This is a genomic window from Geodermatophilus siccatus (genome assembly GCF_900103785.1).
GTDB lineage: Bacteria > Actinomycetota > Actinomycetes > Mycobacteriales > Geodermatophilaceae > Geodermatophilus > Geodermatophilus siccatus.
The window spans coordinates 622,307-637,351 of sequence record NZ_FNHE01000001.1; the positions used below are offsets into that span (position 1 = coordinate 622,307).

General features: G+C 73.2%; 13 protein-coding genes and 1 tRNA gene. 5 read left to right on the forward strand and 9 right to left on the reverse strand.

The genetic code is table 11. The features are described from left to right. Positions 1-25 precede the first annotated feature (25 nt). A complete protein-coding gene (locus tag BLS21_RS02955) occupies positions 26-457 on the forward strand; it encodes a pilus assembly protein TadG-related protein (RefSeq protein ID WP_091213460.1) in 432 nt (143 codons plus the stop codon). Positions 458-525: 68 nt separating this feature from the next. Here the strand turns inward: BLS21_RS02955 and BLS21_RS02960 are convergent. Beyond that, positions 526-607, reverse strand: a tRNA-Tyr gene (locus BLS21_RS02960). Between the two features lie 106 nt (positions 608-713). On the opposite strand from BLS21_RS02960, the gene BLS21_RS02965 reads away from it, so the two are divergent. Then, complete coding sequence (locus BLS21_RS02965) at positions 714-1,205, forward strand: YajQ family cyclic di-GMP-binding protein (protein ID WP_091213463.1); 492 nt, start codon at positions 714-716, stop codon at positions 1,203-1,205. Here BLS21_RS02965 and BLS21_RS02970 read toward each other — a convergent pair. The 3 genes from BLS21_RS02970 to htpX all read right to left on the reverse strand — a co-directional run bounded on the left by BLS21_RS02970 (position 1,196) and on the right by htpX (position 4,096). Continuing rightward, a complete protein-coding gene (locus tag BLS21_RS02970; protein ID WP_245699983.1) occupies positions 1,196-1,768 on the reverse strand; it encodes a site-specific integrase in 573 nt (190 codons plus the stop codon). The genes BLS21_RS02965 and BLS21_RS02970 overlap by 10 nt on opposite strands. A 515-nt stretch (positions 1,769-2,283) precedes the next feature. Beyond that, positions 2,284-2,835, reverse strand: a complete 552-nt coding sequence (locus BLS21_RS02975; RefSeq protein WP_139176997.1) for a hypothetical protein — start codon at positions 2,833-2,835, stop codon at positions 2,284-2,286. 388 nt (positions 2,836-3,223) lie between these two features. Then, positions 3,224-4,096 carry a zinc metalloprotease HtpX gene (gene htpX / locus BLS21_RS02980; protein ID WP_091213468.1) on the reverse strand — a complete coding sequence of 291 codons (873 nt, stop codon included), beginning with the start codon at positions 4,094-4,096 and terminating at the stop codon, positions 3,224-3,226. A gap of 205 nt (positions 4,097-4,301) precedes the next feature. On the opposite strand from htpX, the gene BLS21_RS02985 reads away from it, so the two are divergent. Beyond that, positions 4,302-6,233 carry a 2-oxoacid:acceptor oxidoreductase subunit alpha gene (locus BLS21_RS02985; RefSeq protein WP_091213470.1) on the forward strand — a complete coding sequence of 644 codons (1,932 nt, stop codon included), beginning with the start codon at positions 4,302-4,304 and terminating at the stop codon, positions 6,231-6,233. Next, a complete protein-coding gene (locus BLS21_RS02990) occupies positions 6,230-7,321 on the forward strand; it encodes a 2-oxoacid:ferredoxin oxidoreductase subunit beta (RefSeq protein ID WP_091213474.1) in 1,092 nt (363 codons plus the stop codon). Before BLS21_RS02985 ends, BLS21_RS02990 begins: the two co-directional genes overlap by 4 nt. Here BLS21_RS02990 and BLS21_RS02995 read toward each other — a convergent pair. Beyond that, positions 7,311-8,747 carry an aminotransferase-like domain-containing protein gene (locus tag BLS21_RS02995; RefSeq protein WP_245699984.1) on the reverse strand — a complete coding sequence of 479 codons (1,437 nt, stop codon included), beginning with the start codon at positions 8,745-8,747 and terminating at the stop codon, positions 7,311-7,313. The genes BLS21_RS02990 and BLS21_RS02995 overlap by 11 nt on opposite strands. Before the next feature lie 84 nt (positions 8,748-8,831). Here BLS21_RS02995 and BLS21_RS03000 point away from each other — a divergent pair, with 84 nt between their 5' ends. Continuing rightward, positions 8,832-9,509, forward strand: coding sequence for a pyridoxamine 5'-phosphate oxidase family protein (locus BLS21_RS03000; RefSeq protein ID WP_091213476.1), 678 nt, complete (start codon positions 8,832-8,834; stop codon positions 9,507-9,509). Here the strand turns inward: BLS21_RS03000 and BLS21_RS03005 are convergent. From BLS21_RS03005 to BLS21_RS03020, 4 genes are read right to left on the reverse strand one after another with little or no spacing between them, the layout of a single operon-like run. Beyond that, a complete protein-coding gene (locus tag BLS21_RS03005) occupies positions 9,496-10,731 on the reverse strand; it encodes a PQQ-dependent sugar dehydrogenase (RefSeq protein ID WP_091213479.1) in 1,236 nt (411 codons plus the stop codon). The genes BLS21_RS03000 and BLS21_RS03005 overlap by 14 nt on opposite strands. A gap of 22 nt (positions 10,732-10,753) precedes the next feature. Further along, a complete protein-coding gene (locus BLS21_RS03010; RefSeq protein ID WP_091213481.1) occupies positions 10,754-11,812 on the reverse strand; it encodes a polyprenyl synthetase family protein in 1,059 nt (352 codons plus the stop codon). Then, positions 11,812-13,359, reverse strand: a complete 1,548-nt coding sequence (nuoN, locus tag BLS21_RS03015) for an NADH-quinone oxidoreductase subunit NuoN (protein WP_091213484.1) — start codon at positions 13,357-13,359, stop codon at positions 11,812-11,814. The genes BLS21_RS03010 and nuoN overlap by 1 nt, the downstream gene beginning before the upstream one ends. After that, positions 13,359-15,026: an NADH-quinone oxidoreductase subunit M gene (locus BLS21_RS03020; RefSeq protein ID WP_091213486.1), complete on the reverse strand. Its 1,668-nt coding sequence runs from the start codon at positions 15,024-15,026 to the stop codon at positions 13,359-13,361. Before BLS21_RS03020 ends, nuoN begins: the two co-directional genes overlap by 1 nt. Positions 15,027-15,045 lie beyond the last annotated feature (19 nt).

Below are 15,045 nucleotides of genomic sequence, written 5' to 3' on the forward strand. Positions count from 1 at the left end.
CGGGCAGCCACCTACGCTGCGCCGCGTGCGACGGGACGGGGACGACGCCGAGCGCGGCTCGACGCTGCCTCTGGTCCTGGTGTGCTGGCTGGTGGCCGCGCTCATGGCGTTCGGCGCGATCGCCGCATCCGACGCGTTCCTCGAGCAGCAGCAGGTGCAGTCGGTCTGCGACGGCGCCGCACTGGCAGCGGCCAACGCCACCGACGAGGCGGCCCTCTACGCCACCGGCGTCGGGACGACGCTGCCGCTGACCCGGGCCAGCACGCAGGCGGCCGTGGCCGACCAGCTGGCCGACGGCGGGACGGCGCTGCACTCCTGGTCCACCGAGACCGACGGGGTCGAGGTCACGGTGCGGTGCACGCGCTACGTGGAGATCGCGTTCGGCTGGCTCTTCCTCGGCGGGCAGCCACTGGAGCGCACCGCCGTCGCCGGCGCCCGCTCCCCGACCACCCCCTGAGACGCGCCCTTCCCACCGACGGCAGCGGCCCCCGACCTCTGCCGAGGTCGGGGGCCGCGTGTACCGGGTGGCGGGTGAAGGATTCGAACCTTCGTAGGCTAAGCCGACGGATTTACAGTCCGCTCCCATTGGCCACTCGGGCAACCCGCCGTGGTGGTACCGGGAGATCGTACAAGACAGCGGAGACCGGCCTCGGTGGTGGCTCCAGGGACGCACCGCGACCGGTGGACGACAGAGGACAAGGAGCAACCGACACATGGCCGACTCGTCGTTCGACGTGGTGAGCAAGGTCGACCGCCAGGAGGTCGACAACGCCCTCAACCAGGCCGCCAAGGAGCTGTCGCAGCGCTTCGACTTCCGCGGTACCAACGCGACCATCGCCTGGGCCGGCGAGGAGGGCGTCACCCTGCAGGCCGACACCGAGGAGCGGGTCTCGGCCGCGCTCGAGGTGTTCAAGGAGAAGCTGGTCAAGCGGAACATCTCGCTGAAGTCGCTCGACGCCGGGGAGCCGCAGTCCTCCGGGAAGTCCTACAAGATCGGGGCCCGCATCAAGCAGGGCATCGAGTCCGACACGGCCAAGAAGATCGCCAAGATCATCCGAGACGAGGGACCCAAGGGCGTCCAGGCCCAGATCCAGGGCGACCAGCTGCGGGTCAGCGGCAAGAAGCGCGACGACCTGCAGGCGGTCCAGCAGCTGCTGCGCAGCAAGGACCTCGACGTCGCCCTGCAGTTCGACAACTACCGCTGACCTGCCACGTCCCTGCAGGTCCGGGCGTCGTCACACCGTCTCGGTCCGGGGGGCCGCACGTGCGTCCAGCGCGGCGGCCACCAGGTCGCCGGCTGCGGCGCGCGTGCGGTCCTCGGCCGTGGGCCAGAGGTCGCGTAGACGCCGAACGTGATCGTCGCCGAGGAGGGCCCGAGAGCCCGCTGCACGGTGACCACGTCATAGTCGGACGCGATGAGCCCGCCGGCGTAGGTTTGGGCGATCAGCTCGGCAGGGGCGTGGACGACCCGCTCGGGCACGAACCCGGGCGCCACGAGCTCGCTCGTCGAGTTGGTCCCACCCTGCAGCTGGTGGCGGACGGAGGTCGTCCGACGCAGGAAGTCGACGTCCTCCAGGCGCAGCCCGGCGAGGGCGCACACGGCGATGAACGGCCGGAACAAGGTCGAGGCGACGTCGAGCGCTCGCCCCACCTCCTCGACGGCGGGGCTCGTCATGGCCACTGCAGCCTCGCGTGCCCTCGCCAGCGGCACGCCGGCCGACGGATCGGCGTTGATCATCCGGTCGACGACGGCGGCCCGCATGGCCATGCGGACGTAGCCGTACCGGGTACGGATCGTGCTGGGGGGCGAGCCCGGTTCGCCCCCCAGCGCCGGCGGGCTGGGACATGGCCGTGACCCTGAACACTCCGATCGAGGACGTCTGGACCGCTGCAGAGCCGTACTGGCTGAACCATGTGTCCAGCAACGACCGGTCTCCGAGTCAGAGATTCTCCCGCGTAGATGACGGTTGACCTGCGCGGTGTTCTCCGAGCGTTTCTCACCCTCGCCGCCACGCTGACCCGCTGGAACGGACCCGCCACATGAGACGAGCTCTCGAGCCAGCGCCGGGGCGACGCTTCGTCACGGGTGCCAGGGCAGCAGGGCTTCAGCCACACCGGATCCGTTCTGCAGAACGATGATCATCTGCGACCACCGAGTGCGATCGCCGACTCCCGGACCGCCCGAGATCAGCCAGCAAGCGCATGGCCCTGGAGCACTCAACGGGGACACCTCACCTGCTCGCAGCGATCGGACCACGCTCGACATCAGGCGCCTGCGGGCGACTACGCGGTCCTGGCCGATCGCACACTGCGGAGTTCGGCCACTGTCAACGGCTGGCCGAGCAGCGTCCTGCCAGGTCGGGACGGTGCATCCACCAGGTACTCACGATCGGGCCCGAGGACCATCTGTCGCTTCCAGACCGTCGCCCACGAGCCGACCAGGTCGAGCAGGTCCGCCTCGAACGAGGAGTAGGGCACGCCAGCGGGCTTGTCGATCCGGAGTCGGTATCCGGCATCGGAGGCCGGGTACCCGTACGCCAGCGCGTAGATGCCCCCGGCACCGGCCCCCGCCAGCGGGGCAACGGCGTCATGAGGTGCTTTGCGGGACCCGGTCACCGCTGCCGCGTTCAGCGCCCCCAGAGCGGCCCAGTCCTCGACCAGGTACCAGTCCTCGAAAGAGCCGACGGGACCAGCTTCCGGGACGTGCCACACCCAGGAGGCGAGAAATCCGTTGGGCGGCGCTGCTGCGAGAGCGTCGTGGAACTGCTGCAAGCCCTTGACGTAGTCATCCCGGCCGATTGATGCGCCGGGGGCGTGAGTGAAGACGTACGCCAAGTGCATGCGCTCATCATCACCCCGACCCGCCGGTGGTGACAGGGACGGCTCACAGCCCCTCCGCCCATCCTCGACATTTCCCTACGAACCTCCAAGGGTCTGGCAACGAGGAAGGGGAATGACCGCACAGCGGCACGATTCGATCCCGCGAGGGGGTCGTCGGCCAGCCGCCCGGTTCTTCGACAGACCGGTGACCATCCGGATCGGCTTCGGCGATCCCAGGACGCCACCGTCCAGCGCTACCGTCGATGCCCGGATGAGCGGGTGCCACTCGCGGCCGTGGAGGACCAACCGCGTCGAACTCCGGAGCCCGGCCCAGCGCCCTGTTCCGGCAGACACCGCACGCAGTCATGGAGCCTCGAGGAACCAGGGGTGGGCGAGGGGGTCCTCACCCGAGCTCCCGGGCCAACTGCTCCAGGCGGGCGATGCGCTCGGGCATCGGCGGGTGGGTGGCGAACATCGAGGCCAGGCCCTGGCCGCGGAACGGGTTGGCGATCATCAGGTGGCTCTGGGTCACCAGCCGGTCCTCCTGGGGCAGCGGCCGGGCGGCCGCACCGGCGCCGATCTTGCGCAGCGCGGAGGCCAGCGCCAGCGGGTCCTGCGACAGCAGCGCACCGGATGCGTCGGCCTGGTACTCGCGGCTGCGGCTGACCGCCATCTGCACCAGGCCCGCGGCCAGCGGGCCGAGGAACACCAGCAGCAGGCTGCCGAGGGCGTTGCCGCCCCCGCGGTCGTCCTCCGACCGCCCACCGAACAGCGAGGCGAACATCGCCATGTGCGCCAGGTAGGTGATCACCGTGGCCATGGCGCCGGCGACCGAGCTGATCAGGATGTCGCGGTTGTAGACGTGCGAGAGCTCGTGGGCGAGCACGCCGCGCAGCTCCCGGCGGTCGAGCAGCTCGAGGATCCCCTGGGTGACGCAGACGGCCGCGTTGCGCGGGTTGCGGCCGGTCGCGAAGGCGTTGGGCTGGTCGGTGGGGCTGACGTAGAGCCGCGGCATCGGCTGCCGGGCCTCGGTGGCCAGGTCGCGCACCATCGCGTAGAGCTGCGGCGCCTGGGTCTCGGTCACCGGGAACGCCCGCATGGCCCGCAGGGCGAGCTTGTCCGAGTTGAAGTAGGCGTAGCCGTTGACCGCGAGGGCGACGACCAGGGCCACGAGCAGTCCACCCCGGCCGCCGACCAGGGCACCGGCGGCCAGGATGAGCCCGCCCATCAGGCCGAGGAGCACCGCGGTCTTGAGTCCGTTGCTCCAGCGCTGCACGTCCCGACCAACGCGGTGCCCGGGGAGGCCGTTCCCCGCCTGCTCCGCCCTCGGAGTGCGACCGCGGTCACGGAATGGGGCTGCTCCGCCGAGGGTTGGGGCTGTCAGGTGCCGGGGGGTCCCCGGCCGTCCCGAGTGTCGCTCGCATCACAGATCCGCGTGGTGTGACGGACACGTAACCTCGGCCGGTGGAGGTGCACCACTGATGACCACGACTGACCCGTCCGTCGTCGCCAGCACGGCGGGGAGCACGACGCCCTTCGTCAAGAGCGTCGTCGAGCTCGACCGCGTCGTCATCCGGCTCGCCGGTGACTCCGGCGACGGCATGCAGCTCACCGGCAACCGTTTCACCAGCGAGACGGCGTCCTTCGGCAACGACCTGTCGACGCTGCCGAACTTCCCCGCCGAGATCCGCGCGCCGACGGGGACCCTGCCGGGTGTCAGCTCCTTCCAGCTGCACTTCGCCGACCACGACATCATGACGCCGGGCGACGCCCCGGACGTGCTGGTCGCCATGAACCCGGCCGCGCTCAAGGCCAACCTCTCCGACCTGCCCGGCGGCGGGCTGCTCATCGTCGACGCCGACGAGTTCACCCCGCGGAACCTGGCCAAGGTCGGCTACGCCACCAACCCGCTCGAGGACGGTTCCCTCGACGGCTGGCAGCTGGTCAGCGTGCCGCTGACCACCCTCACCCTCGAGGCGCTCGCCGACTCCGGCCTCGGCAAGAAGGAGGCCGAGCGCTCGAAGAACATGTTCACCCTCGGCCTGCTGAGCTGGATGTACCACCGGCCCACCGAGGGCACCGTCCGCTTCCTCGAGCGCCAGTTCCGCCGCAAGCCCCAGATCGCCGCAGCCAACATCGCCGCCTTCCGGGCCGGATACAACTACGGCGACACGACGGAGGCCTTCGCGGTCTCCTACGAGATCAAGCCCGCCCCGATGGCGCCGGGCCGCTACCGCAACATCTCCGGCAACCAGGCGCTGGCCCTGGGCATCGTCGCGGCCGGGCAGCGCTCGGGCCTGCCGGTGTTCCTCGGCGCCTACCCGATCACCCCGGCGTCGGACATCCTCCACGAGCTGTCGCGGCACAAGTCCTTCGGCGTCCGCACCTTCCAGGCCGAGGACGAGATCGCCGGCATCGCCTCGGCGATCGGGGCGTCCTTCGGCGGCGCCCTCGGCGTCACGACGACGTCCGGGCCGGGGATCTCGCTGAAGTCCGAGGCGCTGGGCCTGGCGGTGATGACGGAGCTGCCGCTGGTCGTCGTCGACGTGCAGCGCGGTGGCCCCTCCACCGGGCTGCCCACCAAGACCGAGCAGTCGGACCTGCTGCAGGCGATGTTCGGCCGCAACGGCGAGGCGCCCGTGCCGGTGATCGCGCCGCGCTCGCCCGCCGACTGCTTCGACGCCGCGATCGAGGCCGCGCGGATCGCGCTGACCTACCGCACGCCGGTCATGCTGCTCTCCGACGGCTACCTGGCCAACGGCGCCGAGCCCTGGCAGATCCCGGACGTCGAGGAGCTGCCGGACCTCTCGGTCGAGTTCGCCACCGAGCCCAACGGCACCGCCGCCGACGGGACGCCGGAGTTCCTGCCGTACCTGCGCGACCCGGAGACCCTGGCCCGCCCGTGGGCCATCCCGGGGACGTCGGGGATGCAGCACCGCATCGGCGGTCTGGAGAAGGCCGACAAGACCGGCAACATCTCCTACGACCCGGCCAACCACGACCTGATGACCCGGCTGCGCCAGGCCAAGGTCGACGGCATCGCGGCGAGCATCCCGCCCACCGACGTCGAGGACCCGGACGGCGACGCCCGCGTCGCCGTCATCGGCTGGGGCTCCACCTACGGGCCCATCGGCGCCGCGTGCCGGCGGATCCGGCGCTCGGGGCGGTCGGTCGCGCAGATCCACCTGCGCCACCTCAACCCGTTCCCGGCCGACCTCGGCGAGGTGCTGCGCCGCTACGACCGGGTGATCTGCCCGGAGATGAACCTCGGGCAGCTGTCGATGCTGCTGCGCGCCAAGTACCTCGTCGACGTCGAGAGCCACACGCAGGTGCGCGGGCTGCCCTTCCGGGCCGCCGAGCTCGCCGCGGTCGTGCAGGACGTCATCGACTCCACCACCGGAGGCACCCAGTGACCACCATCGACCTCGGCATGCCGGCCGACGGTCCCATCGCCGACGCCATCGCCCGCTCCCTGGAGACCCAGGGCGAGAAGCGCACCGACCTCAAGGCCAAGGACCTCAAGACCGACCAGGAGGTGCGCTGGTGCCCGGGGTGCGGTGACTACGTCATCCTCAACGCGGTCCAGAGCTTCCTGCCCAGCCTCGGCATCGCGCGCGAGGACATGGTCATCGTCTCGGGCATCGGCTGCTCCTCGCGCTTCCCGTACTACATGAACACCTACGGGATGCACTCGATCCACGGCCGTGCGCCGGCCATCGCGACCGGCCTGGCGGCGTCCCGCCCGGACCTGTCGGTGTGGGTCGTGACCGGGGACGGCGACGCGCTGTCCATCGGCGGCAACCACCTGATCCACACGCTGCGCCGCAACGTGAACCTGAAGATCCTGCTGTTCAACAACCGGATCTACGGGCTCACCAAGGGCCAGTACTCGCCCACCAGCGAGGTCGGCAAGGTCACCAAGTCCACCCCGATGGGCTCGCTGGACCACCCGTTCAACCCGGTGTCGCTCGCGCTGGGTGCCGACGCCACCTTCGTCGGCCGGGCCATGGACTCCGACCGCAAGGGCCTCACCGAGGTGCTGCGGCAGGCCGCCGAGCACAAGGGCACCGCCCTCGTCGAGATCTACCAGAACTGCAACATCTTCAACGACGGCGCGTTCGACCTGCTCAAGGACCCGACCACCGGCGTGCAGTGGTCGATCCCGCTGGTCCACGGCGAGCCGCTGGTGTTCGGTCCGGACGGCGCCTCGTGCGTGGTCCGCGACGAGTTCGGCGGCCTGCGGATCGCCGAGACCAACCAGGTGGACGCCGGTGACATCGTCGTCCACGACGCCACCCGTCAGGACCCGTCGTACGCCTTCGCGCTGTCGCGGCTGTCCAGCCAGGACCTCCGCTACACCCCGATGGGCGTCTTCCGGTCGGTCGAGAAGCCGACCTACGACCGGATGATGGCCGACCAGGTCGAGGAGGCCCGCACCTCCTCGCCGGCGGACCTGGGCGCGCTGCTGAGCGGCAGCGACACCTGGACCGTCAGCGCCTGACCCGCTCCTCGACCGGCCCGCCTCCCTCCCGGGAGGCGGGCCGGTCGTCGTCTCGGCCGAGCACGTCCCGGAGCGCCCCGGTGAGCACCGGCAGGGCGCACCCCAGGTCGGCACGGGTGGGCGCGGCGAACCCCACGACCAGTCCGGCCGCGTGCGGACCGGGCCTCGTCCAGTGTCGCCCGAGTCCGTCCACCGCGACGCCCCGCTCGGCCGCCGCGGCGACGACGGCCTCCTCGACCCGCAGGTCGGGCAGCGGCACCAGCACGTGCGCGCCGGCCGGGTCACCCTCGGCCGCCGCCCCACCGGCGGCCACCGCCGCCAGCACCTCGTCGCGGCGGGCCGCGAGCTCGCGCCGGAGCCGGCGCAGGTGCCGGGCGAGGTCCCCGCTCGCGGCCAGGGCGGCGAACACCCGCTGCCCGGCCCGCGCGGGCCGGGTGCCGGTCGCCGTCCGCCTGGCCACCAGCGCGGCGCGCAGCTCCGGCGGAGCCACCAGCCAGCCCACCCCCAGCGTCGGGCTGACGATCTTGCTGCTCGTGCCGAGGTGCACCGTGACGTCCGGGCCCAGCGCGCCCAGCAGCGGCAGCGGCGCGACGTCGTAGCGCAGCTCGCCGTCGTAGTCGTCCTCCAGCACCCACCAGCCCTCGGCGCGGGCACGGGCGACGAGGGCGAGCCTGCGGGCCGCGGAGAGCCGGCGCCCGAGCGGGTACTGGTGCGCGGGCGTGCAGTACACCGCCGCGAGGCCGGGGGGCACCGCCTCGACCACCAGGCCGTCGCCGTCCACCGGGAGCGGCACCACCGTTGCGCCGGCGTCCCGGAGCGCGCCGACCACGCGCTGGTAGCCGGGGTCCTCGACGCCCACCCGGCTACCGGCAGGCAGCAGCCGGGCGAGCTCCGCGACCGCGGCCGAGGTCCCCGCCGTGGCGAGCACGTCGCCGGGGGCAGCGGGGAGACCGCGGTGCCGGAGCAGGTGCTCGGTCACCGCCCGCTGGAAGCCCGGGTCCGCGGCCGGTTCGGGGCCGGCGTCGGGGGCGGGGTCCCCGGCCGCGCGCCACGCACGCCGCCAGGCGGCGCGGTCCAGGACCTCCAGGCAGGGCGCGCCGGCCCGCAGGTCGATCGGCGTCGGCGTGCGCGGACGAGCCGGCCGTGGCGCCGGGGATCGTGCCGGTGCCGCGGTCGCCGTACCGACGACGAAGGTGCCGACACCGCGGCGCCCGTCCGCCCACCCCTCGGCCAGCAGCTGGTCGTAGGCGGCGGCGGTGACGGTGCGGCTGACCCGGAGGGCGACGGCGAGCTCACGCGTGGAGGGCAGCCGGTCGCCCGGGCGGAGCGTGCCGGCCACCGTCGCCGTCCGCAGCGCGTCGGCCAGCTGGACCGACAGCGGCGTCCCGGACGCCCGGTCGAGGACCACCGGTGGCACGTCGACCACACCGCACCTCCCCTCGTAGTGGCCTCCCGGAATGGCAGCGTATTGGCCCTGGGAGGAGGCCACGCGAGCAGGCACGGTGAGCTCGTGGACACCGCACCGCCGCTCTCCCCCACGCCCCGCAGCACGATCCGCCGAGGAGCGAAGCGCGCCCGCACCGACCGCACCGAGCTGTACGCGGTGCTGGACGCCGGCCTGGTGGGGCACCTGGGCGTCGTGCTGGACGGCTCGCCGGTGGTGCTGCCGACCGGCTACGGACGGCGGGGCGAGACCCTGTACCTGCACGGCTCCACCGGCGCGGCGACGCTGCGGGCGGCGGCCTCGGGCGCGCCGGTCTGCCTCACGGTCACCCACGTGGACGGCGTCGTCTACGCCCGCTCGGCCTTCCACCACTCCCTGAACTACCGCTGCGCCGTCGTGCACGGGGTGGCCCGGCCGGTGACCGACCCGGAGGAGCGCCTGCTCGGCCTGGAGGCGCTCACCGAGCACCTGGCCCCGGGGTCCTGGGCCGCCACCCGCCGGCCCGACCGCAGGGAGCTCGCCGCCACCGCGCTGCTCGCCCTGGACCTGACCGAGGCCAGCGTCAAGGTGCGCACCGGCCCACCGGGGGACGACGAGCGGGACCTGTCCGCGCCGGTGTGGGCGGGTGTCCTCCCGCTGCGCACCGTGGTGGGCGAGCCCGAGCCGTGCCCGCTGCTGCCCCCGGACACACCCGTCCCGGCCCGGGTGCGCGACCGGGTGTCGGGGGCGGCTACCGGGGCGTGACGCGGAGGAGCTGGTCCTCGCCGTCGCCGTTGTCCGTGGTGACGTAGAGGGCGCCGTCCCCGCCCTGCTGCACGGTCCGGATGCGGCCGTACGTGCCCTCCAGCTCGGGCAGCCGGAACTGCTCGAGCAAGGTGCCGTCATCCGCGACGCGCAGCGCCAGGACCCCCCGGTCCTTGAGGACGCCCAGCAGCAACAGGCCCTCGTAGCCCTGCCACTGCTCACCCGCGAGGAAGGTGGCGCCCGAGGAGGCGATCGTGGGGTCGCCGGACGCCCAGGTGGCCGGCATCGCATCGGGCAGGGAGAGGTCGGTCATCGGGACGAACTCGCCGTAGCCGGGCCCCTGGGGTGCGAAGCCGCCGTTGCCGCCGGGCCGCAGCAGGGTCACCTCGTCGTCCCGGCGGGGCCCGTGCTCGGCGGCGTACACCTGCCCGGAGCCGGGCCGGACGGCGAGGCCCTGCACGTTGCGGTGGCCGTAGGTCCACACCCGCGGATCGGCGTCCGGCCGGCCGGCGAACGGGTTGTCGGCGACCGCCTCGCCGGTGGCCGGGTCGACCCGCAGCACCTTGCCCGCGAGGGTGGCGGGGTCCTGGGCGTTGGTGGCGACGGCGTTGTCGCCGGTGCCCACGAGCAGGGCGCCGGTGTCGTCGAAGCGCAGCCGGCAGCCGCCGTGCCGGCCCCTGCGCTCGTTGACCGGGATGTCGTCGATGAGCGGGTCGTCGACGCGGGTCGCCCTCGTCCAGCCCGGGTCGACGGTCCAGGCGGTCACCTGGATCTCCGCGCCGCCGTCCTCCTCGATGCCCTGGCAGGTGTAGAAGCGGCGGTCCCGCGCGAAACCCGGGTCGAGCACCAGGCCCATCAGCCCGGTCTCCCCGAGGGCGAACAGGTCGCCGAAGTCGGCCGCCAGCTCGCGCACCGTGCCGTCGGGCAGCACCGCGGTCAGGCCGCCGGAGCGCTCGTCGAGCAGCAGGGTGCCGTCGGGGGCCTGGGCGACGTCCCAGGGGTGGTCCAGCCCCTCGGCGACGACCGCCACGTCGAGGGCGGGGGCCGGCTCGGGCGTCGCGGGCGCCGGCGAGGACGTCGTCGGCGCGGAGGTGGTCGGCGCGGGAGCGGTCGGAGCGGGAGCGGTCGGAGCGGCGTCGGGCTCCTCCCCCGCCGCTGTCGAGCACCCGGAGAGCAGCAGCAGCCCGACGACCAGGCCGGTCAGGTGGTGGCGGGGGCGCACGCGCCCAGCATGCCCCCGGAGGTCAGCTGGTGCGCGTGACCACGTAGTCGCACAGCGCCGAGAGGGCCTCGCGGACCGGCCCCTCGGGGACGCCGGACAGCCGCGCCTGCGCCCGGTCGGCGTACTCGCGCAGCACCTCGGTGGCCCGCTGCAGGGCCGCCGACGAGCGCAGCAGCTCCAGCGCCTCGGCGTGCTCGGCGTCGTCGGTGATCGGCCCGGAGACCAGCTCGCGCAACCGCTGCTCGGCCGGGTCGTCGCCGGCGAGCGCGAAGAGGGCGGGCAGCGTGGCGATGCCCTCCCGCAGGTCCGTGCCGGGTGACTTCCCGGACGCGCCGTCCCGGCTGACGATGTCGAGCAGGTCGTCGGAGAGCTGGAAGGCGACGCCGACCTCCTCGCCGAAGGCGGTCAGCGCGGCGACCAGCTCGGCCGCCACCCCCGCGTAGGAGGCGCCGAAGCGCGCCGAGGTCGCGACCAGGGAGCCGGTCTTGTCGGCGAGCACCTCGAGGTAGTGCGCGACGGGGTCGTCGCCGGGCTGCGCGCCCACGGTCTCCCGGATCTGCCCGGTGACCAGCCGCTCGAAGGTCCGCGCCTGGATGCGCACCGCCTCGGGGCCGAGGTCGGCGAGCAGGTCGGAGGCGCGGGCGAAGAGGAAGTCGCCGGTCAGGATCGCGATGCTGTTGGACCACCGGCTGTTGGCGCTGGGCGCCCCACGCCGCACGGCGGCCTCGTCCATCACGTCGTCGTGGTACAGCGTGGCCAGGTGGGTGAGCTCGCAGACCACCGCGGCCTCGGTGACCCCCGTGGCGTGCGGGTCGCCGAGCTCGGCGGCGAGCAGCGCCAGCAGGGGGCGGAACCGCTTGCCGCCGGCGGCGACGAGGTGCCCGGCCGCTTCCTGCACGAACGCGTGCTCGCTGCCGACGGCGGTGAGCAGGGCCTCCTCGACCCGGCCCAGCCCCTCGGCGAGCCGGGCGCCGAGGTCGCCCTCCGGCAGCCACGGGCCGACGGTGGAGGCAGGGGTCGAGATCCGCTGCCAGGAGTCGGTCGAGGTCTCCCCGCCGACGGCGGCGCTGGCTCCGGTCATCAACCGACGAATCTAGCCGCCCGCTCGGCGATATCGAGCACCGCCCCGGGGACGACGCCGAGCACCACCGTCGCGGTGACCGTCACCGCGAGCACCAGCGTCGTCGGCAGGCCGGGGACGCCGATGGTCGGCCCGTCGACGGCCGGCTCGGAGAAGTACATGAGCACGATGACCCGCAGGTAGAAGAACGCCGCCACGGCGCTGGCCAGCAGGGCCACGACCACCAGCGGCCACGCGCCGTCGTCGATCGCGGCCCGGAAGACGGCGAACTTGCCGGTGAAGCCGCTGGTGAGCGGGATGCCCGCCAGCGCCAGCAGGAACAGCGCCATGACCGCCGCGGTGAGCGGCGAGCGGCGGGCCAGGCCCGCCCACTGGGACAGGTGCGTGGCCTCGCCGTCGCCGTCGCGCACCAGGGTCAGCACGGCGAAGGCACCGATCGTGGTGAGCCCGTAGGCCAGCAGGTAGAACATCGTCGCGCCCAGCCCGGAGCCGGTGCCGTCGGCGCCGCTGCCGTACCCGAGCACGCCGGTGAGCAGGAACCCGGCGTGCGCGATCGAGGAGTAGGCCAGCATCCGCTTGAGGTCGGTCTGGGTGAGGCCCAGGACGGCGCCGACCACCATCGAGACGATCGCGATGCCGTAGACCAGCGGCCGCCACGTCCACTCGCTGGTGCCGAAGGCGACGTAGAGCAGGCGCAGGATCGCCCCGAAGGCCGCGACCTTGGTGCAGGCGGCCATGAACGCGGTGACCGGCGTCGGGGCGCCCTGGTAGACGTCCGGCGTCCACGCGTGGAAGGGCGCCACGCTGGCCTTGAACATCAGCCCGACCACCAGCAGAGCCAGGCCGAGGACCAGCAGGACGCCGCCCCCGGCCTCGGAGGCGGACGCCTCGCGGATGACCGACAGCCGGATGCTGCCGGTGGCGCCGTAGACCAGCGCCAGGCCGTAGAGGAAGAAGGCGGAGGCGAAGGCGCCCAGCAGGAAGTACTTGACCGCCGCCTCCTGCGACAGCAGCCGTCGGCGACGGGCCAGCCCGCTGATCAGGTACAGCGGCAGGCTGAGCACCTCGAGCGCGACGAACATGACCAGCAGGTCGTTGGCCGCGACGAACAGCATCATGCCGCCGATGGCGAACGTGGTCAGCGGGTAGACCTCGGTCTGCACCCGCGGGGCGGTCATCAGCTCGCGGTCGCGCGGGCTGCCCGCCGGCACCGCGGCGGCGGCGACGAACGCCGAGCGGGCCGGGTCCAGCGAGCGCTCGGCGAACAGCAGCAGCGACAGCGCCCCGAGTCCGGCGATGGTGGCCTGCAGGAAGACCGCGGGGCCGTCGACGGCGAGCGCGCCGCCCGCGGTGACCTGCCGCTCCCCCGCCAGCAGCAGGCTGGTGACCAGGCCGCCGATGGTGCCGACCAGGGCGACGGCGACCTGCACCGGGTGGCGCACGTCCCGCGGCGCGAAGGCCTCCACGAGGACGCCGACGCACGCGGCGCCGAAGACGAACAGCAGGGGCGCCAGCGCGGCCAGGGAGATGGCCGGGGCCTCGATCATCAGTCCGTCCCCTCGACGGGAGCCTGCGGGGAGACGCCGGCCGGGTCGGCCCCCACGTCGCTCATCGTGGCGGCGACCGCCGGCTCGATCAGGTCGATCAGCGGCTGCGGGTAGAAGCCCAGCGCGATGACGATCGCGACCATCGGCGCGGCGACGGCCAGCTCGCGCCGGGAGAGGTCCCGCACCCGCAGCCGGGCCGGCGCGGCCGCCGGGGCCTCGAGGGTCGCGGTGGCCGCGGTGGCCCCGCCGCCCGACCCGGTGGCGGGGGTGGCCCCGTCACCCGCCCCGGTGGCGCCCGCCGGGGTCTCCGGCGCCGGCTCGAGCAGCACGCCGCGCGGCGGGCCGTGCATGGTGCGTTGGTAGAGCAGCAGCACGTACAGCGCGGCCAGCACGATGCCGACGGTGGCGAGCACGGTGAACACCGGCCGGGTCGGGAACGAGCCGATGAGCACGAGGAACTCGCTGACGAAGCTGTTGGTGCCCGGCAGCGCGAGCGAGGCCAGCCCCGCGATGAGGAAGACGCCGGCGAGCAGGGGCGCCTGGGTCGCCACGCCGCCGTAGTCCCCGACCAGCCGCGAGCCGCCGCGGGCGATGAGCATGCCGACGACGAGGAACAGCAGGCCGGTCGCGATGCCGTGGTTGACCATGTAGAGCACCGCGCCCGTGGTCGCCTCGGTGGTGAAGGCGAAGATCCCCAGCGCGATGAAGCCGAAGTGCGCGATCGAGGTGTAGGACACCAGGCGCTTCATGTCGCTCTGCCCCATCGCCAGCAGCGCGGCGTAGAGGATGCCCGCCACGGCCAGCACCAGGACGTACGGCGCGAGGTCGCGCGAGGCGTCGGGGAACAGCGGCAGGCAGTAGCGGATGAACCCGAAGGTGCCGACCTTGTCCAGGACGCCGACCAGCAGCACCGCCCCGCCGATCGGCGCCTCGGCACCGGAGTCGGGCAGCCAGGTGTGGAAGGGCACCAGCGGCGCCTTGATCGCGAAGGCCACGAAGAACCCGAGGAACAGCAGCTTCTGCACGCCCGGGTCGATCTCGATCTGCCGCAGCGCGTCGAAGGCGAACGTCCCCTCGCCCAGTTCGTTGGCGCTGACCACGTACAGCCCGATGACGGCGGCCAGCATGACCAGCCCGCCGACCAGGCTGTAGAGGAAGAACTTGACCGCCGCGTACTGCCGTCGCGGCCCGCCGAAGCTGCCGATCAGGAAGTACATCGGGACGAGCATCGCCTCGAAGAAGACGTAGAAGAGGAAGACGTCGGTCGCGGCGAAGACGCCGACCATCATCGACTCGAGCAGCAGCAGCCAGGCCCAGAAGGCCCGCATCGAGCGCCGTCCGGTCGGCTCGTCGCGCCACGAGGCGACCACGACCACCGGCACCAGCACGCCGATGAGCAGCAGCATCACCAACGCGATGCCGTCGACCCCGAGGGCGAAGTCGACGCCGAAGTCGGGGATCCAGGAGACCGACGTCGTCAGCTGGAACCGCTCACCGCCGGCGTCGAAGGCGATCGTCGTCAGCACGGCGAGCAGCAGCACGACCAGGCTGACGCCCAGCGCGAGCTGCCGGGCGGTCCCCTCGCGCCCCCTCGGCAGGGCGGCGACGGCGGCCGCCCCGACCGCCGGGACGGCGATCATCGTGAGCAGGTACGGGAAGTCACTCACGCCGCCGTCGCCTCTCGTT